Origin of the sequence: Streptomyces sp. NPDC001599 (assembly GCF_042893535.1) — a bacterium.
Lineage (GTDB): Bacteria > Actinomycetota > Actinomycetes > Streptomycetales > Streptomycetaceae > Streptomyces.
Genome location: NZ_JBIAVA010000004.1, coordinates 211,361 through 238,034, shown reverse-complemented (window position 1 = coordinate 238,034; position 26,674 = coordinate 211,361). Strand labels below are relative to the sequence as shown.

12 protein-coding genes are annotated in these 26,674 nt (G+C 69.5%); 4 read left to right on the top strand and 8 right to left on the bottom strand.

From position 1 onward, the window contains the following. Nucleotides 1–93: 93 nt before the first annotated feature. Genes ACFYZ3_RS13760 through ACFYZ3_RS13750 form a run of 3 tightly spaced genes read right to left on the bottom strand, consistent with a single transcriptional unit; the run spans nt 94 to nt 5,031 of the window. Nucleotides 94–1,806, bottom strand: coding sequence for a GTPase (locus tag ACFYZ3_RS13760; RefSeq protein WP_388516295.1), 1,713 nt, complete (start codon nt 1,804–1,806; stop codon nt 94–96). Then, nucleotides 1,784–4,801: a GTPase gene (locus ACFYZ3_RS13755; protein ID WP_388516293.1), complete on the bottom strand. Its 3,018-nt coding sequence runs from the start codon at nt 4,799–4,801 to the stop codon at nt 1,784–1,786. The genes ACFYZ3_RS13760 and ACFYZ3_RS13755 overlap by 23 nt, the downstream gene beginning before the upstream one ends. Then, nucleotides 4,798–5,031: a hypothetical protein gene (locus ACFYZ3_RS13750; protein ID WP_388516291.1), complete on the bottom strand. Its 234-nt coding sequence runs from the start codon at nt 5,029–5,031 to the stop codon at nt 4,798–4,800. Before ACFYZ3_RS13750 ends, ACFYZ3_RS13755 begins: the two co-directional genes overlap by 4 nt. A gap of 512 nt (nt 5,032–5,543) precedes the next feature. On the opposite strand from ACFYZ3_RS13750, the gene ACFYZ3_RS13745 reads away from it, so the two are divergent. From ACFYZ3_RS13745 to ACFYZ3_RS13735, 3 genes are all read left to right on the top strand, one after another. After that, entirely contained in the window at nt 5,544–6,095 is a 552-nt protein-coding gene (locus tag ACFYZ3_RS13745; protein WP_388516289.1) for an RICIN domain-containing protein, read from the top strand. Between the two features lie 160 nt (nt 6,096–6,255). Beyond that, the gene (locus tag ACFYZ3_RS13740; protein WP_388516287.1) at nt 6,256–7,116 is read left to right on the top strand and encodes a Scr1 family TA system antitoxin-like transcriptional regulator; all 861 of its coding nucleotides are present in this window, start codon (nt 6,256–6,258) and stop codon (nt 7,114–7,116) included. Next, nucleotides 7,113–7,298, top strand: a complete 186-nt coding sequence (locus tag ACFYZ3_RS13735; RefSeq protein WP_271154748.1) for a DUF397 domain-containing protein — start codon at nt 7,113–7,115, stop codon at nt 7,296–7,298. Before ACFYZ3_RS13740 ends, ACFYZ3_RS13735 begins: the two co-directional genes overlap by 4 nt. A 47-nt stretch (nt 7,299–7,345) precedes the next feature. Here the strand turns inward: ACFYZ3_RS13735 and ACFYZ3_RS13730 are convergent, their stop codons facing one another. The 5 genes from ACFYZ3_RS13730 to ACFYZ3_RS13710 are packed head-to-tail and all read right to left on the bottom strand — an operon-like array spanning nt 7,346 to nt 22,733. Further along, nucleotides 7,346–7,903, bottom strand: a complete 558-nt coding sequence (locus ACFYZ3_RS13730; RefSeq protein WP_388516285.1) for a hypothetical protein — start codon at nt 7,901–7,903, stop codon at nt 7,346–7,348. 55 nt (nt 7,904–7,958) lie between these two features. Continuing rightward, nucleotides 7,959–9,401 carry a hypothetical protein gene (locus ACFYZ3_RS13725; RefSeq protein WP_388516283.1) on the bottom strand — a complete coding sequence of 481 codons (1,443 nt, stop codon included), beginning with the start codon at nt 9,399–9,401 and terminating at the stop codon, nt 7,959–7,961. Nucleotides 9,402–9,411: 10 nt separating this feature from the next. Then, nucleotides 9,412–13,443, bottom strand: a complete 4,032-nt coding sequence (locus ACFYZ3_RS13720; protein ID WP_388516281.1) for an Eco57I restriction-modification methylase domain-containing protein — start codon at nt 13,441–13,443, stop codon at nt 9,412–9,414. Continuing rightward, complete coding sequence (locus tag ACFYZ3_RS13715) at nt 13,443–16,391, bottom strand: helicase-related protein (RefSeq protein ID WP_388516279.1); 2,949 nt, start codon at nt 16,389–16,391, stop codon at nt 13,443–13,445. Before ACFYZ3_RS13715 ends, ACFYZ3_RS13720 begins: the two co-directional genes overlap by 1 nt. Nucleotides 16,392–16,421: 30 nt before the next feature. Then, the gene (locus tag ACFYZ3_RS13710) at nt 16,422–22,733 is read right to left on the bottom strand and encodes a protein kinase (RefSeq protein ID WP_388516277.1); all 6,312 of its coding nucleotides are present in this window, start codon (nt 22,731–22,733) and stop codon (nt 16,422–16,424) included. A 217-nt stretch (nt 22,734–22,950) separates the two neighbouring features. Here ACFYZ3_RS13710 and ACFYZ3_RS13705 point away from each other — a divergent pair, with 217 nt between their 5' ends. After that, complete coding sequence (locus tag ACFYZ3_RS13705) at nt 22,951–26,619, top strand: sigma-70 family RNA polymerase sigma factor (protein ID WP_388516275.1); 3,669 nt, start codon at nt 22,951–22,953, stop codon at nt 26,617–26,619. The last annotated feature ends 55 nt before the right edge of the window (nt 26,620–26,674 follow it).

Sequence of the window (26,674 nt, the reverse complement as noted above, 5' to 3'; positions counted from 1 at the left end):
CCTGCTGCTCTTCTGGCACCGTTGTCGGCATAGAGGGGCGCTGGTGTGCAGGTCGGAGCGGCGGTTGATTTTCAGGACTCAACTGGAGCCGGGTCAGCCTGCGGCCTGCTCGATGAGCTTCTTGGTCGCGTCCCGCAGACTTCCGATCTCTTTCAGCGCCGCCTCGCGGGTGGCGCCGATCTGTCCGCCCGGACGGGTGAGATCGCCCAGTGCGTCCTCCACCTCGGCGATCCACCCGCGCAGGTGCGCTGCGCCGGCGTCGACCAGGCCGTCCTGCTGCTGGAGCGCCACGTGGGCGAAATGGTCCCGGATCTCCTTCCGGTGCTTGTCCACTGCCATCCGATTGCTCTGGTCCTTGATGATGACGACGGCGTCCAGGGCGGGTCCCATGACCATCGGTGCCCACTGGGCCTTTCCGGCCCAGCTGGAGACCTTGTTCGTCGCGTTGACCTTGCCCCACGGCTTGAACTTCTTGGCGCCGTTGGTGACCTTCCCGCCGGAGTCGAGCAGCTTCTGGCCCACCTTGTTCTTGTTGAGCCAGTCCGCTACGGCGGCTGCCTTCTCTTTGTCGGTCGCGATCTTCCTGAGCCACTCCGACAGCTTCCCGGCCCCCTGCTTCGCGGCCTTCTCCGCCGCCTTCTTGACCGCCTCTTCGAGCGGTGACTTCGTGGGCGTGGCGGGATTCGCCTCGGGCGGGTTGACGTTGTTCACCCACTCCTCCGGCTCCGGTACGACATCTCCGAACTCGGCGGTCAGCGCGTCGTACGCCGCCCTGGTCGAGGAGGAGAAGCTGATGTCGAAGTCGGTGTGGGAATCGACCAGCCTTCCGGCGACGTCGGTCGCGATGCCGGTCGGGACGGTGCCGTTCTTCTCAGAGACGCTGTCGGCGATCCGGCCCCCTTCTGTTCTGATCCTGGCGGCGAGGACCTCGCTCTCCCTCTCCAGGGCCTTCAGCACGCCCTCCCTCGCGCGGGAGAGCGACGCCTCGACCTTCTCCGCGGTCCGCACGGCGTCGAGGTCCTCGCCGTGCAGGTGCCACATCTCCTCGGCGTCCGCCAGAACCCGGAGGAGTTCGTACGCCTGCGCTCTGGGACGGACACCGCTGACTCCGGGAGCGACGATTCTCCGCAACTCGGTGGTGAGAGCGTCGATGCCGCTCCCGGAAGCCAGCAACTCCCGTTCCTCGTCCGTGAGGTCGACATCGTTGGTCGCGTCGAGGAAGTCGCGGGCGTCGGTCGGGACGATCGGGACGCGGTCGGCGAAGGGGCCGAGCCGTTTGCGTATCTCGTCGAGAATGACCTCGCGGTCGCTGTTCTCGGCGTTCATCTTGTTGACGACGACCACACTTCGGTCGGCGAAACCGTCGGCGTCGAGGGCCCGGACAATGGCCTCCGTCTCCGCCTCGCCCGGCAGTTCGCTCGTCGTCACGATCATCAGCGCGTCTGCTCCGCGCACACCCCGTTCGGCCGAGGCACGGTGCGAGTCGTCGCCCGACAGGGTTCCGGGCAGGTCGACCAGGGTCACACCGTTCCACGGGTACGGCGTCTCCTCCAGTGTCTTGGGTGCCGCGTCGACGAGTTTCTCGACCTCCGCAGCCGGGAGTCGGAGGAGTGCGGCGATGAGTGTCGACTTCCCGGAGCTGTACGGGCCCAGGAGCGCGATCCGCAGCGGGCCCGTGTCCGTGCGGGGCAGGGAGGCTGTCAGGCCCCGGGTGCGCGGGTGGGCGTTCAGAACCTCCTCCGCCCGAGCGCTCAGGGCCAGCACGGGGGCGCTCGGCCCCCCGTCAGCCGTCGTCCGCAGTCCCATCGCCTTCTCCGCTTCTTGAATCCGGGCGGACCTCGATCCGCTCGGTGAGGACATCCACGAGGTGCTTGTGCAGGTGTGCCCGCACGTCCGCGACGTGGGACGTATCGGTCCAGACGCGGAGTTCGACCCCCGGCGTCCGGCGTGCTCGCCGGACGGCCGCCGGATCCCCGCCCGCGAGAGCCAGCAGCCGGCGTGCCAGGGTGAGGTCGATCGTGTCGAGGGCGGACCGCACGGACGACTGCAGCCGGCCGAGCCGTTCGAACCGCTCGCGGGTGCTGCCGATGCCCGCCGTCTCTGCCGCGAACTGGGCCTCCACCTGGGCCGTCGCCTCCTCGAGGACCATCGCCATCCGGGCATCGACCCAGTCGAACAGATCGTCCAGGCAGGTCTCGGCCACTTCCGTGGCCGTTCTGGCCCACTCCTCCTTCGCCTGCCGCGCGCGGTCGATCTCGCTGCTGACGGCTTTCATCGCACCGAGCAGGGCGTCCGTCGCGTAGAGCGCCGCGGTGACGGGAGCGGAGGCAGCGGTGGTGGTGGCGGAGGTGGCGAGTTTCTTGGAGAACACCTTGGTGAGTCCCTTGGAGAGACCCTCGGTGGAGAACGAGTTCAGAAGGGTAGTGGCCGCCCCCTTGACGGCGGCTGACGCGATCTTCGAGGTGGGGTGCGGTTCCACGCGCGGGTGTTCGTCGTCCTGTCGCTCCGGGGCGCTCGCCGGTGCACGCAGCGTCCGGCCCCGTTCCCCCGCTCGCCGCACGAGTTCGTCCTCAAGCGCGAGGATGAGACCGTCCCACTCCAGTTCGGTGAGGAAGTCGCTCCACCGCTGTGCGTGGTCCTCCCCGCCCAGGTTCCGGACCGTTTCCGGCAACCGCTCCCGGGCCCGGTGACGTTCGGCTACGAGGCGTTCCTGCGCCTCGCGGCCCGCGGTCCGGAACGCTTCGAGCAGTGCGGCCCGTTCACCCGGCGTCGAGCGTTCCAGTGCGTCGAGTGCGAGACCGATCCGCGGGAGTTCTTCGGCCGTCCGGTCGTGGAAGGCGGCGAGCGGCCGTCGCACGTCCTCGGCCAGCCGTACGGCACGAAGGGGAATCGCTCGCTCTGCCAGGAGCTGGGAGAGGGCCAGCTCCAGTTCGAGGAGTCTGCTTGCCCGCATGGCCTTGTCGCCCAACTCGCGATCCTCCACGGACAGCGACTCGTGCGCGGCACCGGTGTGGACCGAGAGGATGACGGGCGGGGCGGCCCCGGCCGCGCGGGCGACCTGTTCGATGCGAGCGGCGTGCTCCGACGCCCTTCTGAACTCCTTGGCCGGGGAATTGGCGAAGAGCGTGAGCAGGACGGGCTCGTCGACCTTCTTCTTCACATTGATGACGGCCAGCAGCGGTTTCCCCGAGAGGAGAAGCCGTCGGAACTCCGCGGCCTCCTCGTCGCGCATCGTGTCGGCGTAGTTCCAGACGACCGCGTCGGCGCCGTCGCACGCCGCCCGCGCGTGCTGCGCGTCGAAGTCGTCGTCCTTCGCGGCGAAGCCGGGCGTGTCCAGGTAGGTCACGGGGCCGATGTCGAACGCGGAGGTCTTCCGTGTGGTGCGGTGGGCTCCTTGCCCGATCCCGGACCGGTCCGCGTCACGCGTCAGGGCCTTGCGGAGCGTGGTCTTCCCGGACTTGGTTCTTCCGGCGACGGCCACGAGCAGCCTGCCCCGGACGGCGGGCAGAGGCCGCATGGCATCGCGAAGTTCACGCTCGAGCGTGCCGACGCGGCCGATGACCCTGACCAGTCCTTCGCCCTCCACAGCATGCTCGGAGAGCCCCGTCCGACCTGTTTGCAGCAGGAGGTCCTCGACCTCGGTCCGGAGAACGGCTTGGACGGCGCGGTAGTCCGAGCGGCTCGTGTCCACCGCTCCGGGCGGCAGGGCGAGTTCGCCGACCAGGGGGGCGAGGGCCTCGCGGAGCCCGGGCTGGCTCTCCCGAAGGTCCATGGCCGCCGCCACACGGTCGAACAGCGCGATGTTCTTCCCGTACCAGGACTCGAGAGCGCGCAGCCGGCCGGCATCGTGTCGGGAGCCGACCGCGAGGAGCCCCGAGGCGAGCCTTGCGGCCGAACTTGTGGCCGACGGCGGTAGGGCCGGGGACGTGGTGGAGGTGGGAGGGGCGGGCACTGCCAGTGCCGATGTCGGACCCGGCGCGTGTGCGAGCACGGCCCGGCAGGCGTCCCTTGCGAGCAGTTCCAGAGCGCTCCCCGACAGGGCGCCGGTGTCGCGGGCCGTGAGCGCCCACACCAGGGCGTCACGCCGGTCAGACCTGAACCCGGAGGACGCGTCCGGCCCGAGCCAGCGCCACCATGCCGGCCGTGTGGAGAGGAACGCGTCGTACGCCTTCCGCGCCGCGACGAAGTCCCGTACCTTCTCAAGCCGCGCCGCCAGCTCCCGGTTCTGCAGGTCCTGGGCCGCCGAGACGCTGTGCTGGAGCACGAGCTCCCGCGCGGCCGCCGCCCGACGGGTGGCGCGGGGGCGGTTCAGGTCGGCCAGAGTGCCGTCGACGTCGGTCCCGCCGTCGACGTCGATGATCGAGCGCCAGACCTCTTCGGGCCAGTCCTGATCCGCACGACAGTACGGTTCCAGGGCCTTGGGTATCAGTCGTTCCGCGGTCGTCACCGACACGCGGTCCGTCCGCAGCGCCTCCACCGGGACACCCTCAAGGGCCGGAAGGTGCGACCGTGCTCCGTCGACCCGCGCCAACTCCCGCAGAGCTCTGGCCTCTTCGGGGGCCGCCGCCATACCGGCCAGCTCGTGCTCCTCGACGCACGCCGACACGGCGTCCGAGACCCACGGAAGCGTGCTCCCGTATGCGGGCAGAACGGCACACCCGTGCTCCTGCGCCACCGCGTCCACGTTCTCGGCGAGCCGCCGGAGCGCGGCCTGTCCGGCCATGGCGTCGACCCCCAGCGGCTCGAGCAGGAGGGCCAGGATCTCGGTTCGGGGGCTCGTGCCTCCGGGGACTTCGGTCACTGTTGCTCCTCGTGGGGGCAGGGGTGACGGACCACGCTCTTCGCACGGGCGGCGGCCAGGCCGGCGGTACGGTGGTGCGGGATCGTCGTCATGGCGGCCGCGCGGCCGGGGAAGTTCTCGGGGAGGCGCAGGACCGTGGCGCGGTGGGCCTTCCGCGTGCTGCCCCTGCTGATGGCGCGCCCAATGCGGAGTCCACCGTCGACGAGCCCCTGGCTCACTGCCGCCCCCATCTCCGCTTCTCGCGCTCTCGATGCTTGCGCGGTTCTCGCGGTTTTCGCGGTCCGAAACGGAACGCGCCCCCTGACCTGCTGTGGCACGGCCCGTCGTGCCAGAACAGGTGGTGATGCGGCCCTCACGGTACACGGTTCCGTTCGCGAATGGCAGGTGATCACGTGTTGACAGCGTCAATGCACTTTTGGTTCCCGCTCTCCGAGGCTCGTCTGCGCTGACTACCGTGTGATTGGTGCCTGTCGGCTGGGGCGAACTCCTGGTGCCTCGTACTGCACCGGCTTCCCGCCGGCCGATGTGATGGCGGCTCAACCCTGCGACGCTTCCCTCTTCTCGTTGCCCGGCATCGCTCCGTCCCCCAGGCCGGCGCCAGGCCCGTCCCGTTGCCGATCGAGGTACCGTGACCACCATCTGAGGGCTGCGAGGACGGGGTTCAGAACGCCTGGGAGAACCGGCGGCGTCATCTTTCGGCGACTCACTGCCGACCATGCGTCGGCTCAATAGGATGGCGGGTATGCCTCCGAGGGACCGTCAGGTCAGTGCTGAGATCAGTCTTCCGTTTCTGAAGATCGGTACGAATGACGTAGGAGCCTTCTTCAAGCGCCGTCGACGTGAACCGACCGGCCCGTTCCTGCTCATCTCCGCGAGCAGCGGGCTGGCACTCGACACCGCGTTTCACAGCGGAGACGGCAGTGTGCCGCACCTTTGGGGACCCCACGGGCAGCCGCATCAGTTGTGGTACCTGGAGGCGTCCGGCCATGGACGGGAAGTGCACGTCATCTCCGCGAGCAACAACCTGCTGCTGGACGGCCAAGCGGCCGGGCTCGGCGACCACGTCCGTATGCGGGGGCGTAACGACAACGGTGCGGCCTGGCAGCGGTGGCACGTCTCCGCTGCTCCTGGGCTCCGGGCCCATCGCATCATCAACGCGGGAACAGGTCATGCGTTGGACTGCCCTCACGAGGCCGAGGCCAGAACGAAGCCCGTGTTCTGGGAGCCACACGGCGGGGGCAATCAGCAGTGGTTGCTGGCCATGCCGTTCGTGGTGCCGGAAGACGGTGCCTGATCTTCCCGGCGGGTAGGGGCGTGCCGACAGCGCTCACACTCCCCTCCGTACGCTGAGTCGCCGTACGGACACGTTCGGTGGACGGTACGAATTCGGGCCGGTCATTCTGGGAGTCCTCGGCCAGGCAACTGGCGCGTGTGCACCTGGAGGTGGGCCTCGAATGACGACCGACCACGTAGAGCCGGCGGTGCCGGGCGGGGAGTGTGAGCGGGAGCCGGGGCCGTCGGACAGTCTGCGGACGTTCGGAGCCGTCGTTCAGGCGTTGCGTGAGCATGCGGGGCTGAGCCGGGTGCAATTCGGCGAGATGGTTCGGTTCTCCAAGCACACCGTCGAGTCGGTGGAGTTGGGGCGGCGGATGCCGGACGCGTCGTTCGTCGAGCGGGCGGAGGAGGCGTTGGGGAACACGGGGGCGTTGCGGAACTCGGCGAGGTTTCTGACGCGGGGGGAGGCGGGGCTGGCGGTGTGGTTCCGGCGGTGGGCGAAGCTGGAGCGGGTGGCCGTGAGTCTGTGTACGTATGAGTGCCGGTTGGTGCCGGGGTTGTTGCAGTCGGAGGGGTACATGAGGGCTCTCTGCGAGAACGACGTCCCGCCCCTGTCTGACGAAGATCTGGAAGCCACCGTGCAGGCGCGCCTGGAGCGTCAGCGTTTGATGCATGAGCGGCCCAACACAGCCTTCGACTTCATCGTGGAAGAGTCCGTGTTCATGAGGCGATTGGGTGGGGCGGACGTGACGCGCGGTCTGATCGATTATGTGCTTGACGCCGTTACACCGAGGAACCTAACTCTTCAGATCATGCCGGCCGACAGCGAGTATCACTCCTGCACGGCTGGGCCGCTTCAGTTGCTGGAGACACCGGACGGAAGCTGGCGCGGCTATGCAGAAGGACAGGAGAACGGCCGTCTGATTGCTGACCCGAAACAGGTCAGCACGCTCCAGATGCGCTATGCGAGACTGCGCTCGCAGGCCCTCACCCCGAACGACTCTCGGGGCCTGCTGGAGCGGATGCGAGGAGCGCTATGAGGCCGTCTGAACTCGACTGGTTCAAGTCCAGCTACAGCAGTGCACAAGGTGACAGCTGCGTTGAAGTCGCCCTCACCGAGCAGGTCATCCATGTGCGGGACTCCAAGGACGTACGGCGCCCGCCCTTCGCTGTGGGACGTGAGGGATGGTCGCGCTTCGTGGGGTTCGTCACCGAGGTGTGACCTGTGTCCCGGTGGCCGCGAAGACCGCCGGGACCTGATGGGTCGGCTCAGTTGGCCAGAGCGAGGCGTTCCACGTGGGCGACCTTCACGGACGCTATGTCGGACAGCTCGCGCTTGTCCGCGACCTCGCTGTACTCGCTGAACTCACCCTTGTCGGCGTCGGTCTTGCCTGCCGCCAGGTGGGTCGAGCTGATGAAGGTCTGACCGACGAAGTCGCCGTCCTCGTCGAAGGCGTTGACGACCACGGCGTAGTTGGCGGGTCCGTCGCCCTCGTTGCTGATCTTGTAGACGAACTCGTACGTCTCGTCCGTGTCCGCGTCGCAGTCGTTGAACGAGTAGACGTCGGTGTCGTCGCAGTACTCGTCGTCGCTTTCGTCCACGACGAGTTTACCGCCCGAGACTTCGACGTGGCCCATCGCGTCGTCGCCGTTGCCCAGAGCCCACCAGGTGACGCCGCCACCGGCGAGGAGCACCGCGACGGCTGCGGCGACTATCAGGGTGCGCTTGCCCGGACGGCGTCCTGTGGTGGTGGGTGCGGGCGGTGCCGTAGGAAGCGGGGGCGGGACGGGCGTGGCGGCCGGTCTCTCGGGCGGGTTGTCGGTCATGAGGCGCTCCGTTCGAGGGTGATGCGCACTGCGAGTGACGCAGGTCGGCGGTTGGTCAGAGGGATGTGGTGGTGTCCTTGCCGATGCGCAGGCCGGTTCCCGCCAGCAAGCACAATCCGGCGAGGACGGACACGACGCAGGCGGCTCTGAAGACGTCCGAGTGCTCGTCCGCGAACATGCCTGCGGCGGTGAGGCCGAGGAACACCCCGGAGGTCTGCCAGCCGGTTCCGGACGGCATAGGGCTTGCGGTACGCCAGCGGATGCGGGGCACCCACAGGCGCAGGAGCTCCGCGGTGGCTGCGAAGGCCACGAGACGGGACGTGATCATCAGGGAGAGGGAAGCTGTGTTGTCTCCGAGTTCGCCGACGCCGACGACGGCTGTGAGCGTGAAGTAGAGAATCGGGACCAACCAGGCGGGGTGCGCCCGGGTGCCGGGAACGGGGTGGGCCTCACTGGTCCGGTCGGTGACCTTGGTGAGGCTGACCGTGGCGGGAGCATCCCCCGCAGTGCGGGGGGACGGGATGCCGGAGAGCGGCGGTGCCTGGGGGATCGGCCGCAGGGCACGGTGCTGCGCGCGGCGGAGGCGGCGGCCGATATCGCCGTACGTGTCCATGTGAGCCGACAGTTGTGCTTGGAGGTCGAGCAGCTTCTCGGCCATGGCATCGAATTCAGCCCTGCGCACGGCAGCGAGCCGACTGGCCTCTTCTTCGACGGCGGTGAGTCGGCTGAGGCTTTCGGTCTGCAGTTGGGTGGCTTCCTTGCGCGCCTTGTCTGCTGCTCGCGGGGCCTCTGCCAGCTCCTTTCGCAGGCGGACGCGTTCGGCATCGATGATCTCGGCGATGCGGTGGCGTTCGTCCGGCGGCAACCGGTGTGGGGCGCGGGCCTCCGCGCGGGCAAGGACGGACTGACGCCACTCCAGGAGGGGACGGCCGCGGTGTTGGCCGATGCCGTTGATGTGGACCTTGGCGCCCTTGGTGCGGTGGATGTAGAGGACGTCGCCGCCCTTGCCGTTGGGTGCCTTGTCCCAGCTGACGCGCTCGAAGTCGGCGGCTGTACGGATGCCGTGGGCTGCGAGGTCGCGGATGAGTCCCTTGCCGATGCCGTTCACCTCGCTTGAGGTGAGGTACGTGCGGCTGAGCGTGCGCTCGATGGACTCACGGCGCAGGACTGCCAGGGCGCGCGTCTCCTGACTCTCACGCTTGCCGTCCAGGCCGTTGAGCTGTTGGTTGAGTGAGGCTTCCTGGCGTGTCTGTCGTTCGTGGATGCGCTGGAGGGCCTTGTCGTGGACCGCCTCGGCGCGGTTGCGGTCCCGTGCCTCGCGGTTCAGGCGTTGCTGGTCGGAGACCTCGAAGGCAGGTCGCTTGTCGAGGAGGCGGCGGAGGGCGCGGATGGACTCGATGAGTTGGCGGCGCTCTGCCCGGATCGCGGAGGGGGCGGGGACGGTGGCGGGCGGGACGGGGGTGGACCCGTCCCGCCGCATGGGCGTGCTGTCGATCAAGGGAGTGCTCTCAGCGGGCGGGGTGTCGAGGGCCGTGGCCCGGGGGCGGGGTGAGGGTGGAGGTGTAGTTTTCGCCGTCCACCAACGGGTTCTCCAGGGTGACGCCGGCTGCGGCCATGCGGTCGTATTCGGCGAGGATCAGTTCCTTGGTCCGGTAGGTGCCGTACTTGGTCTGGTCCTTGCGGCGGACGATGGGGAAGGTGTCGAGGAGGTAGTTCGCGTCCTCTCGGGAGATGCCGTAAAGGTGGAGGAAAAGGGCGTCCAGTTCGGCTCGGATCTGCTGGCGTCGATAGGCGTCCCAACGGAATGGTGTGTTTTCGTCACCAAGGTCGGCTGCGAAAGGCGCCATATCGGTCGCGGTGTGAGTCAATTCCAAGGCCCGAGGTGCAATGAAGAGGGCATGGGGCTCGACACTGGCTGGAGGCAGGACGGGCAGCTGTTGAGAGATGAAGAAGTTCAAGTGAGTTCCACCGACCTTTAGACGAGCGGTGAAATCGAAGGCCAAGGATGACACCATTGCTGTCACACAGGCGGCCAGGTTGCGGTTTTGAACGGTGAATGTGGATACAGGCAAATTATTGCCCACTGCTGTGCGGGGAAGGACAGCGACGATGGCGGTACGCTCATCAGTCGCACGGCAGATGTCTCGCCATCCGAGGAGCCAGCCGCGTGCACTCTGCTTGGCAGCAAGCTTGTCGTCCACTTCGTGCTTGGCCACCCAGTACCGCGGCAGCACCACAACGCCAGCGTTCTGCTTCTCCTCAAAGGACAAGTCCCGCGTAGAGCCGTCACTGTCATAGGTGGCCCAGCGGTGGTCGTAGTGGTGCAGCATCTTCGCCTCGTAAAGCGGGAGCATCTTCGCCCCCGCCCGTGTGAAGACGTTGCCCCTAAGCTGCCAACCCTCACCCTCCAACTCCTCGCGAGTCCGGAAGAGGTGCGAGTCGTTGGACATGTCGAACATACGCATGAACGACACGCCCCACGGGTTGCCGTTCGGGTCGTCTTCCTTGATGAGTACTGGGACGCGACGGTAGATACCGAGGGTGATCTCGGCGTCGCGGCGGGATCGGAAAACCGGGCAGGTGCCCGTGTTGGGGTTGAGGAGGGTGATCTCCTCGGGCGTGAGAGTGAACGCCTTATCTGCGGCGTCCAGTTCCGACGGGTCGTGGAGGAAGAAGGCGAATCGGGCGGCTCGTTCGCGCATGGCGCGCCCGGTGAGGGACAGGATGCTGAACTTGAACGAGCGATGCACACCGGGGAAGAGTGGTGCCGCGTTCTCGAAGTCGTACAGCGCCGCGATCGACCCGTTCTGAACCAGATCCTTGAAGAAGTATTGCGTCGTGGCATCCGTCGCGATGCCTGTCGGCACGATGACGCCCATGCGGCCGTGTGACCCCGTGATCGTGCGGTCCGTTTCGCTGAAGACGGCGTACGTGTTGATGTCACCCCGGCCGGTGAGCGGGTAACGCAGGGACAAGCGCAGGAATTGGCTCTCGCCCTCAGCTTGGCGCTTGGCTGCTGTGAACTCGGCGAACAGGTCAGGGTTCTTCCGCGGCAGGGCTGCGATGAGCCGTTTGCGGGCAGCGGCGTTCGGGGCGTTGGCGATCTCCGTGTCGCGCTGGGCGAAGAACTCCTGTTCCTGGAGCTTGATGCGCTCCCACGGCGGATTCCCCAGCACGCAGGAGAAGCCGCCGGCCCACCCCACGGATGGATCCACGTCGTCGCCCGCAGCCTTGGAGACCGCGAAGACCTCTGGGAACTCCAGGTACCAGTGGAAGAACTTGTGCTGCTCCGCGAGGCGAATGATCTCCTCGTTCGTGCTCACCGGGATGCCCGCGCCCGCGCTCTGGAGGTCACGGAAGACGCCCTCCGTGACCGGGGTCGGCGCGCCCTGGACCTTGGGCCACATGAAGGCTGAGCACCAGGCGTCGCCGATGTGCAGGGCGCGTAGGTATTCCGCGGACTGCTCCAGTTCGCGGAAGCGGCTCGACTGGAGGCGGACGTCGCGCAAAGTGTTGGCCCGAGTCGCAGTGATATCCCGCAAGCTCGCCGCGAAGGCCGCGTTGGAGACCCAGATGCGCTCCTCCGTATGGAAGCTCAGCTGGCCGCCGCGTTCCGCCGCGTTGCGCTTTTTGATGGCGGACGCGATCTTCTTGTCGTCGCCCTCGATCGGCTTGAAGGCATCGTCAGGGATGCCCTTCGCCAGCAGCGCCGGCGTGGCTCCAATCAGCGCGTTGCCGTGCTTGATGTGGGCGTCCAGGAAGCCCAGGGGCTTGCCCGGTTCCAGGGCCTCCAGCCACAGGGAGACCTTTGCCAGCTCGACCGCCATCGGGTTGAGGTCGACTCCGTAGATGCACCGCGCCACCACCTCGTGCAGGGCGTGCCGTACCGCGTCGATCGTCGGCTCCGGGTTCTGCTCCCGGACCGCAGCCACCCGCTTGGCGATCCGCCGAGCTGCAGCCACCAGGAAATGGCCCGAGCCGCAGGCCGGGTCGCAGACCGTCAGCGAAAGCAGTTCGCTCTCGATCGCATCGCGGGCGTCCGGCTCGCCCGAACGCGTCGCCCGGATCTCGCCCCGCTTCACCGCGTCGTCGATCACCGGGTCCAGCGCCGAGTCCAGCAGGCACTCGATCAGCGAGGACGGGGTGTAGTACGAACCCGTCGTCTTCCTCGCGTTGCCCGCCAGCTCGACCAGTTCGAAGGTGCGCTCCGTTGCGTTGTGCTGCGGGACCAGCTCAAGCAAGGACTCGTAGATGGAGCCCAGTTCCTCCGCGTCCAGGTGGCGGTAGTCGACCACCCGGTTGCGCTTGCTGGTGGTGTCCCGCACGATCGACAGCGCCCGTACCGCCTCCAGCAGGGGCTCGTTCGACAGGGACAGGCTGTGCAGGACCTTGTCCGCCTCCGTGTCGTCGAAGATGCCGCCGAGGCCCGGCAGGCCCAGCTCCGGCAGGCCGTCGTCGTTGCCCAGGCCCGACAGGACGAAGCGCAGCGCACGGTACAGGTCGCCGTGGGCCGTGCCCCGGCGGCGGTGAGCGTGCCGGCGTAGGCGGGCCGACGAGAAGTACGTCTTGTAGCGATCCTTCGCCGACTCCTCCGCCGACGGGGACAGCAGGACTTCCCGGTCCTCCGCGACGAACAGGAACAGCAGGCGGTAGACCATGCGCAGGAGGCCGTAGTGGAAGGTCTTGACGTCCACGGTCTCGCGCAGGTCGCGGTTGGCCGGGTGCTTCAGGAAGCCCGTGCCGAGGGTCGTGATCGCCCGCTGGACGCCCTTCCTGAGCTGGTCCAGGGCGCGCGTGCCCTGTGCGATCGCCTCCGTACGCCACTTCTCCAGCCAGCACGTCGACGGTGCCGCGTCCTCCGCGACCTCGAAGCGGGACACGTGCAGGAGCCGGTACAGCAAGACGAACTCGCTGAACAGCTCGCCGTCGAAGATCGCCTCCAGGTCGAACTCGACGTACGACGCCGTCGCCAGCGCGCTGGAGTCGCGCAGCAGGCGCACCTGGCGGCCGTTGGTCAGCAGGCCCCACAGGTGGGCCTCGGTCCGGTTCAGGCACTCCTGGAGCATCGACTGCGGCGGCACCGTGCCCGCGCCGCCGGGACGCTTGTCCAGGTTGGCGTTCCACGGGGTCTGGTGGATGAGCGCGTGCTGCCAGCGGTGCGAGACCTGGAAGTGCTTCTCCGTGTCCGAGTCGGCCGTGATGCCCTCCGCGCCGATCGGCGTCAGGCGGCCGAAGCCCAGTTCCCGCCACAGCGGGGCCAGCCAGTCGGCGACCGCGCGGCCCGTGGGATCGCTGGCGGGCTGGCCCGTCACCCGGTCCTCGGGGAGGTGCTTGCGCAGGTCGCGCCAGAGGGGCTTCAGGTACTCCCAGCTGCGTTCCGCCTCGTCGCGGACCGAGCGGGACGACGGCAGGCCGTAATCAGCGGGCTTCGAGCCCGGGACGTCCTTGCCCTCGGAGATGCGCAGCAGCATGTCGGAGGGGAGTAGACCTCCGACCGTGTGGACTGCGGTGAACACCTGGTGGCGGGTCGTGGCGGACATCAGGCGGACGCTCCAGAGGCAGCAGCGGGGTTGGCGGGGAGGTAGAGGTACGCGCCCAGGACGTCGGCCGGCTTCTGGGCCGTCACCGACAGGCCGCGGACGATCTCGCCGGAGGCCTGGCGCACCCGGCGGTGCGAGGCGTCCAGCTCGGCGGCCAGTTCGTCGCCGTACGACTCCAGGTGGCCGGTCGTTTCGGGGAGCTGGTCGAGGACGCGCTTCATCATGCGTTCGCCGAAGTGCGGGTCCGTGTTCTCGGACGCCGTCGCGCCCAGCAGCGCCGCCGCGCGCTCCTGCGGCAGCCACACCGCGTTCTTCGGGGAGCCCTCGAAGGCGAGCAGGCGCGCGTCCTCCGCCACGAGCTGCTTCTCGCCGCTCCGCGACGGCAGCGTCAGGTGGAAGCGGTAGCGGACCAGCAGCAGTGTCGTACGGGTCGACACCGCGTCCGTCGTCACCACGCCGCAACGACGTGCCGGGCGGGCGCCGTCCGCCTCGGTGTCCAGGGCCGAGTTCAGGACGTGGGACGCCAACGCGCCCACCACCGGGTCTGTCCGTACCAGCGCGACCTCGCCCCGTGCCACGGCCGGATCGTTCCGGAACGGGATCGGACGGTCGCGCTCGATCACCTCCGCGCCCACGGCCGTCGCGAGGGCGTCCCTCAAGCCCGCCGGTGTGCCGCCCACCTGCGCGGTGAAGTCGGACGTCGTCTCACCGGCATCCCGCAGCACCGCGCCGAGAGCGCCCAGGGACTCGCGGACGAACGTCTCCACCTCTCCCGTACCGCCCAGCGCCTCCCGGACCGCCGCGACCTCGCGGGCCACCTCCTCCGGGTGGATCGAGCGCTGCGCGAACCGGGAACGGGAGGCCGTCTCGCGCTCCGCCGCCGAGTTCCAGTCGCTGTCCAGCTTGGCCGTGCTCACCTTGAACGCGTCCGCGCCGAACAGCGCGCCGTCGTCCTCACGGCCGCGCATGAGCAGCCACTCGACGATCGCGTCCGTCACACCCGTCGACAGCTCGTCGGGGACGGATACTGAGATGCCCAGGTCCTTTTTGATCTGACGGTGCTTCTTGATCAATACCTCGAGGACCTTGCCGTCGATGCCGTTGTCGTCGCCGTACAGGGTGATGACGCGGACCTCGTCACGGCGCTGGCCGTAGCGGTCGACGCGGCCCTCGCGCTGGTCGTGGCGGGTCGGGTTCCAGGCCAGGTCGTAGTGGATCACCGCGTCGAAGTGGTGCTGGAGGTTCACGCCCTCCGACAGGCAGTCAGTGGCGATCAGGACGCGGCGCGCGGCGGCCTCCTCGCCGGCTTCCCTTGCCAGCGCCTCGATGTTGTCGATGCGCTGCTGGGGCGAGAGTTCGCCCGTGACCGCCTTGACGACGGTCTTCGCTCCGAGCGGGCCGCGCTTCTTGGTCTCCGGGTCGTTCGCGAGCTGCTCGGCCAGGTACTTGGCCGTGGGAATGTAGCGGCAGAAGACGATCGGGTGGTAGCCGTCGGCCAGCAGCGACTTGAGGTGCTTGATGAGGGCCTTCAGCTTGAGGTCCCTCGCCGGGCCCTCCAGCTCTGCCGCCCGGTCGGCGAGCTCCGCCAGCCGCGAGCGCGTGTCGTCCTCCGCGGTCTCCGCACCCGGTGCGACGTCCATGCCCTCCATCGAGTCGCTGTCCGCCGCGTCGCTGTTGAGCGGGGCGCCGAGCTTGTCGGCCTCCTCCGCCGACGCCGCGACCGCCGCAGCCGACCGCGTCCGCAGGGTCTGCGACGCCGCCCTCGGCGACGACACCAGCGAGCGCAGCAGGGCGATCGCCGACCACCAGGCGATACGGGCCTCGCGGCGGCCCCGGCCGTCCGCCTCCTCCACACGCTCACTCGCGTACGCGATCGCGTCGTCCAGCAGGGCCCGGTACTCCGGGGACAGCTTGTACGTCTCGTCCTTGAAGTAGCGGTCCGAGGGGAACGCGGTGCGCTCGGCGAGCGAGTCGTCGGCCAGACCGTCCGCCCTGGTGAGGTACCGACGGACGTCCGCGCGCTTGCGGGCCACGAAGTGCTGGGCCAGCAGCTTCCTGCCCGCCTCCGACTCCAGGTCCACGGCGGCCAGTTCGGGCTTGACCAGGCCCAGCAGGTTGCGGAACGCGGACTCCTTGCCGCTGTGCGGGGTCGCCGTCACCAGGAGCAGGTGCCGGTCCGGGTCCTCGGCCACCCGGCGCAACAGCTCGTAGCGCAGCTGGTTCTGGGTGCCGGTCCTGGTGTCGTCGGCGGCCACGCAGGTGTGGGCTTCGTCGACGATCACCAGATCGGGACAGTGCCGTACGAAGTCGTCGCGGTGGCGGGTGGACTTGATGAAGTCCGTGGACACGATGACGTGCGGGTAGCGGTCGAAGAGGGACTGGCCCAGGTCGAGGCCCCGCTCGAGACGGGTGACCGTGGAGGACAGGACCAGTTCCGCGTCGATGCCGAACTTGCTGCGCAGTTCCTGCTGCCACTGCTCCGCCAGGGCGGGGGAGCACAGGACCGCCAGGCCCGTCGCCTCGCCCTGCGCGAGCAGTTCGCTCGCGATCAGACCCGACTCGACCGTCTTGCCGATGCCGACGTCGTCGGAGATCAGCATGCGGACCGTCTTCTGACGCAGCGCCATCAGCAGCGGCACCAGCTGGTACGCACGGGGTTCCACCGCGATTCCGGCCAGTGAGCGGAACGGGCCCGCGCCCGAGCGGAAGCCGACTCGCAGGGCGGTGCGGAGCAGGCCGGCGGCCCGCTGGTCGCCGAGGTCGGTCGGTTCGGGAGCGGCGAAACGGGCCTCCTCGACCGTCTCGAACACCGGGAAGACGGCGGCGACGTCGTCGTCCGAGCCGCCGAGGGGGCGCAACACGAGCAGGTCGGGCTTGCTTTCGGGGAGTACCACCCATTCGCGGCCGCGCGCCTTCACCAGGGAGCCGGCGGAATACGTGAGTGCCATGTGTGTCGTCAAGTCCTTCGGTGAAGGTGATCAGTTGGCGGCAGAGGTGCCGAAGTAGCGGGCGTTCGCGGCGGCGATGGCGTCCCAGTCGGCGTCGTGGGCGAAGCGGACGACGTCCCAACTGGCGTTGAAGAGGCGGTCCTCGGCGTCCTCGTCGCGCAGGGTGTCCTGCTCCTGGCCGGGAGCGTCGACGAAGACGGCCACGTTTCCGCCGGGCAGCCGGTATACGAAGTCGGGTCGCGCGTTCGCCTCGGTGAGGAACGGCGCGGCCTCGTCGGGCAGGTGCAGTCCCCGTGCCTTCGCCCAGCCCAGGAAGTCGCCCTGGGCGGCGAGATCGGCGGCGGTCGACGTCTCCACCGGGGTGGGTGCCGTCGGGGTCCGGTCGAGCAGGCGGCGGAACTGCTCCGACCGCGACTCGCCGCGTGCCTCGCGCCTCGCCGTCGCCGACGCGAAACGCACCAGCAGGTGCCGGGCGGCGTGGCGGTTGATCCGGGCGTGGTCGAGCTGGTTGCCGTACGTCAGCAGGCACTCGTAGCAGCCGAGTGCGCACGGCCGGTCCGGGTGCGGACCGCCCAGGTCGGTGCCGTCGTCGTCGAAGTGGCAGATCGACAGCGCGTACTGGGCTGCCTTGGCCAGCGCGTCCGGCTCCGCCTGGAGACGGCGGAGTACGCCCGCGCCGCCCTCGGCGGCCTCCATGAACAGGAACCGGCCCCGCGGCCCGCCGTCCGGCGGCAGCAGTTCGCTGGACAGTTCGGCGTCCTCCAGCTCGAACGCGGCCTCGATGCCCCTCTCCAGCGCGTACATGAGGGACAGTGCCTCCGGCTCGGGCAAGGCCTCGTCGAGGGTGAGGACGAGGATGTTGCGGCGGTCCTCCACGTACGGGATGACGCGCTTCTTGCGGCGCCGCTCCTTGCCGTCCTCCTCGACCATCGGCAGCTCGCTGGAGTCACCGGAGGCCTCGGCGGCGTCCTTGTCGTTCATCCAGCGGCCGTCGGCGAGGTCGAGCCAGTAGCCCGCCGGTTCGTCCTTCTTGGCGCGGACCCGGCCCAGGTTGGTGATCCGGACTGTTGCCGAGTCGCCGTACGCCAGGTCGGCCAGCGGGACGCCCCCGCTGTCGGTGACGGACGCGTTGAGGCGGCCCTTGCGGGCGCCGTGGTCCTGGAAGCGGTACGACGTCTCCATGCGGTAGCCGGCGCGGCGGCGTTCCTCCTCGTCGGAGGAGATCCGCTCCCGGCGCGTGGTGTACACGGTGTGCAGCTGGAGCAGACCGTGGGTCGCCGCGCCGAGGGGCTCGTCGCACATGTGGCAGCGGTCCTGGCGTTCGGCCGGGTCGTGGTGGTAGCCGCAGTGCGCGCAGCGGCGGGCCTCGCTGGTCGCCAGGTCCCCGGACGAGTCCGGCGGGAGCTGGATGCGGGTCACCTGGTAGCGCGCGCCCTCGTGGTAGATGAGCGCACCGGGGCCGAACTCGCGGATGGCCAGGAATCGCGGGCGCTGGAGGTAGTCGCCCTCGCCGCGGCGGCGGCCGACCGTCGGGATGTACGCGGCCAGCGGCAGACGGGGGAAGCTGTAACCGGGCAGGAAGCCCTCGGAGGCGAGGTAGCGGTAGGGATTGAAGTCCGAGAGCACCGACTTGCTGTCGACGCTCTCGTTCATCAGCAGGTTGAGCTGCGTCTCCGCCTCGCGGCGGCGGGCGTTGGCACGGTTGCGGTCGAGCTCCGTGAGGCTGTAGTCCAGGCGTCGCCTGTTCTGGATGTACTGGTCGTCGAGCGCGGCGCGGAACAGCTGTCGCCACCGGTCGAAGGCCTGGTCGAAACGCTGGGGAACCGTGCGGACCCGGTCCTGGATCCAGTCATCGTGCCACCACGTCGTGTCGGCCGCGAATGCCGGCAGCAGCGGGCCGAGCACCCGCAGTGCCGCGTCCACCGTGCGGTCCTGGGCGCTCTCGTCCAGGGAGGCGTCGAGGATGTCGGGCAGCAGTCCCAGGGCCGGATTCGGGCGGTCGCCGGTGTCCGGGTACGACACGTCCAGGATCTCGGGTATCGCGCGGCCCAGCTTCAGGCCGGCTTCCGCGATCCAGATGCCCTGCAGGTGCGAGAGGACCAGGTCCTCGTTGGCCAGGTCCAGACGGGGTGGGGCCACCGCGCCCGCCACCATCCGCTCCGAGCGGCGGAAGTAGTACTGGTCGTGGCTGTTGCCCGTCGCGCAGTACGTCGTCACCAGCGCCGGCTGACCGCTGCGGCCCGCTCGGCCGGAACGCTGGGCGTAGTTGGCCGGAGTGGGCGGGACGTTGCGCATCATCACCGCGTTGAGGGAGGAGATGTCGACGCCCAACTCCATGGTGGGGGAGCAGTACAGCAGCTTCAGCTCCGCCTTGCGGAACGCCTCCTCGCGTCGCTCCCGCTCCTCGGGCGCGACCTGTGCCGTGTGTTCGCGCGCGAACATGCCGGACAGCGCGCTCGCCGCCTCCTTGTACAGGTCGCGGAAGAACCTGTTCACCCGCGGGCCGTCACCGCTGGGGTAGGTCCGCGTCAACGGGTCGTGCGCGCCCGTCTCGCCCTTGCCGGGCCGCCAGACCAGCGACTGGGCCGCCACCCGGTATCCCGTCCGGGCCTCCGCGGTGGGCCGGCGGTAGCGGCCGCCCGCCCGCTGCGGGGCCTCGGACACCTCCTTTACCAGGCCGTTCGCCGCCAGAACCTTGAGCAGCTCGGCGATGACGAGTTGCAGGTCCTCGGGGGAGAGATTCCTGAACGACGGGTCGGCGCGCCTGAGGTACTTGCCGAACTTGCCGCGCGCGGAGAGGAACAGGCCGGAGCGGTTCAGCCCCCGGCCGGTCGACGGTTGCGGGTAGGCGGTGCCGACGTTCGGCCGGTCGGAGGCCGACAGCACCCACGGATCCACCAGCCGTTCCTCGCTGGCCCGCTGCAACGCGTCGAAGTCGTCGCGGAAGTAGGCCACGTCGATGGCGAGGGAGCGGCGCATCTCGTTCAGCAGCGCCTTGGTGATCTCCGCGCGCAGGGCCGGGTCGGCGTCCCGCAGGGCCGCGTGCGTGTGCGCCCAGCGGTCCTGCTTTTCCGCCACCCAGTGCAGGTCCGCGTAGTCGATCTCCAGCAGACCCGTCTGCTCCAGGTTCGGCATGGTGATGCGCCAGCCGCGTTCCAGGTCGAGGTACAGCCGGAACGCGACCACGTCGCGCAGGGTCTTGGCGGCGGCCTTGGCGAGGGTCGGGGGCTGGTCGGCGTCCCCGGCGTAGTCCGCGGGGCCGATCGCGAGCGCGTTCGTCACCGCCGAGGCCAGTTCCTCGTGGGTGAGGCCGTCCTCGCCCGCGTCCAGTGCCGCCCGGAACAGGGCTCCGCGCAACTGGGTGATCTGCACGAAGTCGTTGAAGTGCCCGGCCTGGAGGGAAGCGTCCTGACGGTTGTCGACGAAGGTGAGGAGCTTGCGTGCCTCCTTGTCCAGGGCCTCCTCGGGAACCGACTTCAGCGATCGCACCACGGAGGCGGAGATGAGGGAGGTCGCCGAAGAGCGGCCCTCCTGGTCCAACGTCGCGAGCTTGGCGAAGTCCCGGCCGCGGGTCTGCTCGTAGGCCACACCGCAGTGGAGGCAGAACAGGAAGGGTGACGGGATGAACGCGGCCTGCAGCTCGCCCCGGCCCTCGTAGCCCAGCGGGTCCACGGTGACGGCGCGCGGTACCCGGTCGCGGTACGTCTTCTTGAGGACCTCCTGGCCCCTCTCGTCCAGCTCCAGCCAGGACTCCGGCAGGCGGCGGTCGTCGACGGCGTACTGGACGCTGGACGGCCAGGCCCGCTCCGGGTCGATGAAGAGGTAGCCGTCGCCCTGCCGTCCACCGGTCGCCGAGGTGTCACGGCGGGCCTCGTAGCGGACCTCGCCGTCCTTCTCGTCACGCCAGACGGTCAGGTACTCCTGGCCGCACTCCCGGCAGAAGGCCAACGGCATCAGCAGCTTGCCGCCGCTGCCCGGCTGCTCCAGCTGATAGGAACGGGTCAGATGGCGGGAGAGCTTGTCCTCCAGGGTGACGTAGACGGTGTCCCCCTTGGAGAGGAACTGGTGCAGGCGGAAGGCGAACAGCGGCCGGTCGGTGACCGGGTGCCGGGCCTGCGAGCCGGCGTCGAGGGTCGCCTCGACAGCCCTCGCGCAGTCCTCTTTGGTGACCCCCGACTGCTCCGACAGCTCAGCAGCCGCCGCGTCCAGCGTGGTCGGCCGCCGGCGCACCAGGCGGCCCGTCACCTCGTCCGTGGCCAGGCCGAAGCGGGTCTCGATCCAGCGGGCCAAGGGGTCCCGCACGAGGTCGGCATACGCGCGCGGAGCGGCCGGTGAGGTCAGCCGCTCGGCGGGAACCGTTCCCGGTGCCCCGTCGGTGGCGCGGACCAGGGTCTCGCCGATGACGTGTTCAGGGTTGACCGGCGTGCCGAACAGCCTGCTCGCCATACCGGCGACGACCTTCTTCTGATCTTCGAGGGTGCCCTCGGTCGACATGGTGGCCGAGGTGCCGATGCACTGCACGCCGGGTGCCTGGCAGGCCTCGCGGACCCGGCGGATCAGCAGGGCCACGTCGGCGCCCTGTCGGCCGCGGTAGGTGTGCAGCTCGTCGAAGACCAGGAACTCCAGGCCCTTGGCCATCTTGATGAGGCTGGCCCGGTCGGCGGGCCGGGTCAGCATCAGCTCCAGCATCACGTAGTTGGTGAGCAGGATGTCGGGCGGGTTGTCCCGGATCTCCCGGCGCTTGGCGTCGTCCTCCTGGCCCGTGTAGCGGGCGAAGGTGACCGGCTCGCGGCCCTGGCCGTAGCCGTCGCGCAGGTACTTCTCCAGCTCTTTGAGCTGACTGTTCGCCAGCGCGTTCATCGGGTACACGATGATGGCGCGCACCCTCTTGACGGCCTTCGGCCCTTCGGCGTCCCGTTCGTGCAGCACCCGGTTCACGATCGGGACGATGTACGACAGCGACTTGCCGGAGCCGGTGCCGGTCGTCAGCACGTACGAAGCGCCGCGCGCGGCGGCGTCGACGGCCTCGCGCTGGTGGCGGTGGAGCGTGAGCGGCCGGCCGTCCGGGACCGTGCCGCCCTCCGTCTTGCCGGCCTGGAAGATGCGGGCACATTCTGGGTGGATGACCTGGTCGCCGACCAGTTCGGCAACGGTGCCGCCGCTCTGGAAGAACGGGTTGAGGGACAGCCACGGGTCCGGCCACTGCGACTTGTTGTCGAGGTCCTTCTCCACGAACGCCGCGACGCGGTCGTCCCGAATGACGGTGCCGCCCTCGGTGAAGTCGCGATAGTCCTTGATGAGGGAGCGGTGTACGCCGAAGACGTCCATCGCGGTGCCGGAGGCAGTGACCGGCACGGGCCGCGCGACAGGTGTGGCCGGGGCTGTGCGGGCGACCGCGCCACGGGCGGCAGCGACCGCCAGCGGGCGTGTCGGGTCGAGAGCGCTCCAGTGGGGGAGTTGCGCGGCGTCCCCGTCCCGCAGAGCCAGCGGGTGCAGGACGTCGCGGACCTCGGCCGCGGTCGCGGGACGGTCGGCCGGGTCCTTCGCCAGCAGCCTGCCCACGAGGCGGATGAGCTCGGAAGGGATTTCCGTACGGATGACGCCGAGGGGAGTCGGCTCGGCCTCGAGGTGCTTGCGGGCAAGCTCGAACGGCGACTCGCTGACGAAGGGCGGTACACCGACGAGCATTTCGTACAGCACACAGCCGAGCGCGTACAGGTCGGCGGCCTGGGTGACCTGGCGGGCCTCGAACTGCTCCGGTGCCATGTAGCGGGCCGTGCCCACGCTGACGCCGGTGCTGGTCAGCCGAGCCTCGTCCGGATCGTCGACGATGCGGCCCATGCCGAAGTCGAGGACTTTGACGGTTCCGCCACGGGTCAGCATCACGTTCGCGGGCTTCAGGTCGCGGTGCACCACGTCGGCGGCGTGGGCAGCGGAGAGACCGTCGGCGATCTGCGCGCCGATCGCGGCCACCCACGACAGGGGCAGCTGGTGCTCCTCCTCGACGAGATCGCGCAGCGTCTCACCGTCCAGGAACTCCATCACCAGGTACGGCAGTCCGCTGTCCCCGGCTACCCCGCCCGCGATGAGTCGTGTGAGGTTCGGGTGCTCGAGCCGACGCATGATGCGGACCTCGCGCGCGAAGCGCTCCACCGCCTTCGTGTCCGCGGCGGTGTCGATCAGGGCGCCCGTGCGGCTGCGCAGGATCGTCTTCACGGCGACCGAACGCCCGGAGGTGCCCTCCGGTATCTGAAGATCTTCGGCCCGGTGGACCTCCCCCATATTGCCCTTGCCGATGACCTGGCCGTTGCGGAATCTGCCGTCGATCAGCTCGTGGCCCATGGCCGCCCCCTCATTCTTGGGCCCGCTGTTCCCTTTGGAACCGACGTGCCCCCGAGACTTCGCGCCTCCCTGACGTCGTTTCAGGTGACGCGGCGTGTGAACATTACACGAGGATCAATGCGTTGATACTGTCAACGCATCGAAGTACACTCGCCTGTGTTCGCGGGTTGGGGTGGAGATTGTGAGGCGCCACATGGTCGAGGGGTCCGACGCGCCCGTGTCGACAGTCGTGCTGGGCGAGCTGCTCAAGCGGCTGCGACTCGTCGCGGTCGGCGGTGTGGTGCCGGAGGCCGAGTTCACCGAGGGTGTGCGCACGCTCGGGCTGAGCGACGGCGAACGGGCTCGGTTGCGTGCCGAGCTGGCCCGGGTGGGCCTCCTGGTGCGGGGGTTGCATATGCACGTGAAGGTCGACTCGAGTAGCAGTGAAAAGGTTGTAGGCGCCCGTGAAGAAAATGTGACCACACGTGTTCTGCTCGCTCGAGGGCTGCTCTCCCGGTATGAGGACGGCACCGGATACCTGTCGGCCCGAGCGGTCGAGGGCGTGGTGCGACTGGCAGGGCTTGACGCCCGCGAGGCCGAGGAGTTGCGGGCGGGGGTCACTGTGCGACCTGCTGCGGACGCCGGGACGGCGGGGAATGCGGAGGCGCCCGAAGAGCCCCGGGAGGCCGCAGCAGCGCCTGCGGCCGGCACCGCTGCCGTCGTGACGGGGAATGACCTGGACAGTGCACTGGCGGCCGCTCGGGCTGTGCTGGAATCCGACCGGTTCGAACGCAGTCCGCACAACCGCCTGCTGAGCGCCGAGGCCGAGGTGGGGCTGACCGCGCTCCTGCGGGGCGGGGCAGAGAGGATCGCCCAGGAACCCGACGAGGACGAACTCAAGGCGCTGCCACGCGACGACGTTCGAGTCCGGGCACGCGACTGTCTGGTCCTTCACAATCTGCGGCTCGTGCACTCCCTCGTGCGTTCGCATCTGAACCAGGGCCTCGACTACGAGGACCTCGTGCAGCACGGCGTACTCGGGTTGATGCGGGCCACGCGGAAGTTCGACCCGACCATGGGCAACAAGTTCTCCACCTACGCCACCTGGTGGATCCGGCAGGCCGTCACCCGGGCCATCGCGGACGAGGGCGCGTTGATCCGGATACCCGTGCACATGCACGAACAGATGCGCAAGGTGGCCAGGGCCGAGCGCAGTCTGGCCGCCGAGGGACGGTACGCGAGCACGGCCGACGTCGCCGTGCGGTGCGACATGACCCTGCAGAAGGTGGAGGAAATCCGCCGCCTGACCCGTCGCACCGACTCCCTGGACCGCGTCATCGGCGACGGTGCGACCCTGGGGGACTTCGTGGCGCGGACGCACCTCCTGCCGTCGGTCGACCGGCAGGTGATCGGTGCCCTGTTCGCCGAGGCCGTCATGGACGTGGTGGACACGTTCACCGAGCGCGAGGCGCGGATCCTCGTGCGGCGGCTCGGCCTGGACGGGGACGAGCCCACGACGCTGGATGACCTCGGACGCGAGTTCGGCGTCACACGGGAGCGGATCCGGCAGATCGAGGTCAAGACGCGTCCTCTGCTGCGGGAGCGGGTGCGCGCGGCAGGGCTCGTCGGTCTGGACGCCCTGTGCGAGGAGGCCGAGCGCGCCGCGGAGAAGGCGGCCGAGGCCAAGAGGGCGGCACGTTACGTCCGTGCCACCCACGCGGCCCGCACGGCCCGAGCTCGGTTCGCCCTCCGCAGGGCCAGGGCGGAACGCCTGGCCCAGGTCAGGCGGGAGCAGGAACGGCAGCAGGAACGGCTGGCGGACAACGAGCCCGTGGCGGAGGCCTTGCCGCAGATCCCGGTGGCGGGGGAGAGGGAGGAAGCCGCAGACGTGTCGACCGCATTCGCCGAGGGAACCGGCCGGGACGAGGCTGCCGCGGAGCTCGGGGAAGCCACGGAGCTCGGGGAAGTCGCGGAAGCCGGAGCTTCGACAGCGATCGCCGCCGACTGGGAACGGGCCTGTCGGATGGCGGGAGCACCCGTCGACCAGGTCTCGTGGCTCGCCGAGTACGTGCGAACGGCGTTGGGAGACGAGGGTCTGGCCGCGCTGTTGGGACAGTCGGCCGCCGACATGGTGGTGCGGGACGCCCCGGGGAACGGACGTCTTGCGCGTGACGTGCTCACCGCGCTGGAGGTGCTGCGCCGGGTGCTTGACACCCTGGTGGAAGCCGGGCAGCGACCGGACGACTTCTTCGAACGCCCCGCCGAATCCCTGCGAGGGGCGACCCCCCGCGGCTATCTCGCGGCCAGGCCGCTGGTGAACCGTGAGTCGCGACTGGCCGTGCGTGACAGCCTGCGGGAGCTGCTCGCCGCGGCGCCCTCCGGTGACCGGGCGCTGGAGGAGCCGGAACAGACACGCATCGGCGCTCAGGCTCAGGAATCGGTGAACGGAGCCGACAAGGCCGAGCCGGCGCCGGTCGTGGGGGAGAGCAACGCCCCGGCCGCGCCGCAGACGACCGCCGACTGGGACAAGGCCCTGACACTGACGCAGCCGCCGCTGGGCGGGGGAGTCTCCTGGCTCGCCGAGTACGCGCTGCTGGCTCTCGGGCATCTGCAGTTGACCGTACTGCTCGGGCCTTCCGTGACGGATGCCGTTGTGCGGTCCGCGCGGCAACGGGGGATGCTCGACCGGCCCGTGGTGGAGGCGCTTGAAGTCCTCAAGGCGGTTCTTGACGCGGTCAAAAACGCAGGTCTGCGACCCGAGCACTTCTTCGAGCGGCCTGTCGCCGCGCTGGCCGGGGCGACTCCCCGGACCTACCTGGCCTCGACGCCGCTGGTGCGGGCCGAGTCGCGAGCCGCCGTCCGTGAGGCCTTGCGGGAGTTCGTCGCCGGTCGTCCGGCAACCTTCTCCTCGGTAGGACCCGTTCCGGCCGAACAACCGCCGGCCGTTGTCGAGTCGTCACCTGCCGAAGCCGGAGCCGGAGCCGGAGCGAAGACCGGAACCAAACCCGACGCCGCCTTCGACGCAAGCCCCGACACCGACACCGTGACCAACGCCCGCGCTCGGCACGAGCGGGCCCTCGCGACGCTCGCGCAGGAACACGAGCGACGGCTGGGCGAGGTTCGCGACGCCGCCGACGAGCGGGTGGCGGTGGTCCGCGCGGAGGCCGAGAGACGGCTCGACGCGCTCGAAGAGGAACTGCTGCACCGCGCCGACCGGGCACGGGAACGGCAAGCGGCGCATGCGCGGCGCCAGGCGGAGGCGCACGTCGCGGAGCTGGAGGAACGGCATCGCGAGGCCTGCGCGGCGTTGGTGCGCAGGGCCGAACTCGCGGAGGAGGTGGCCCTTGACGCGTCGGACGGGGAGCAGCGGGCGCAGGAGCTGGAGCGGCGGCTGTACGACTACCGCGAGGGCGCGGAGGCCCGGATCAGGGAGCTGGAGTCCCGCCTGAGGGACGCCGAGACGGTCGCCGTGGAGCGGGAACGCACCGCCGGTGCCTGGGCCGCCGAGCTGGAGACCCGGCTCCAGGCGGCAGAGGGAGCCGCCGAACTGCGGGAGCGGGCCGCGAAGTCGGCACTGGAGGAGTACCGCCAGGGCGCGCAGTTGCGTGTCGCCGAGACCGAGGCGCGACTGCGGGACGCCGAGGCGGCGGTCGCTCAGCGGGACCTGTTCGTCCAGGCGGCCCGCCGGCGTGCCGAGGAAGCCGAGCGGGAGGCGGCCCAGCGGATCGCGCAGAGCGAGCACAACACCTGGCTGCGCGTCACCGATCTGGAGACACAACTCAGCGACCTGCAGGCCCAGCTCAGCGATCTGCAAACACAACTCGGCGACGCACGGGGCCAGCTGTCCGCGGCGCAGGAAGCGGCTGCGGGCCGCACCTCGATCCGGGACCGCTGGCGCCGCACCTGAGTCGTCACCGCCCCGTTCGGCGCCGCCTGCGCCCCGTCCGCCACTGACACCTTCG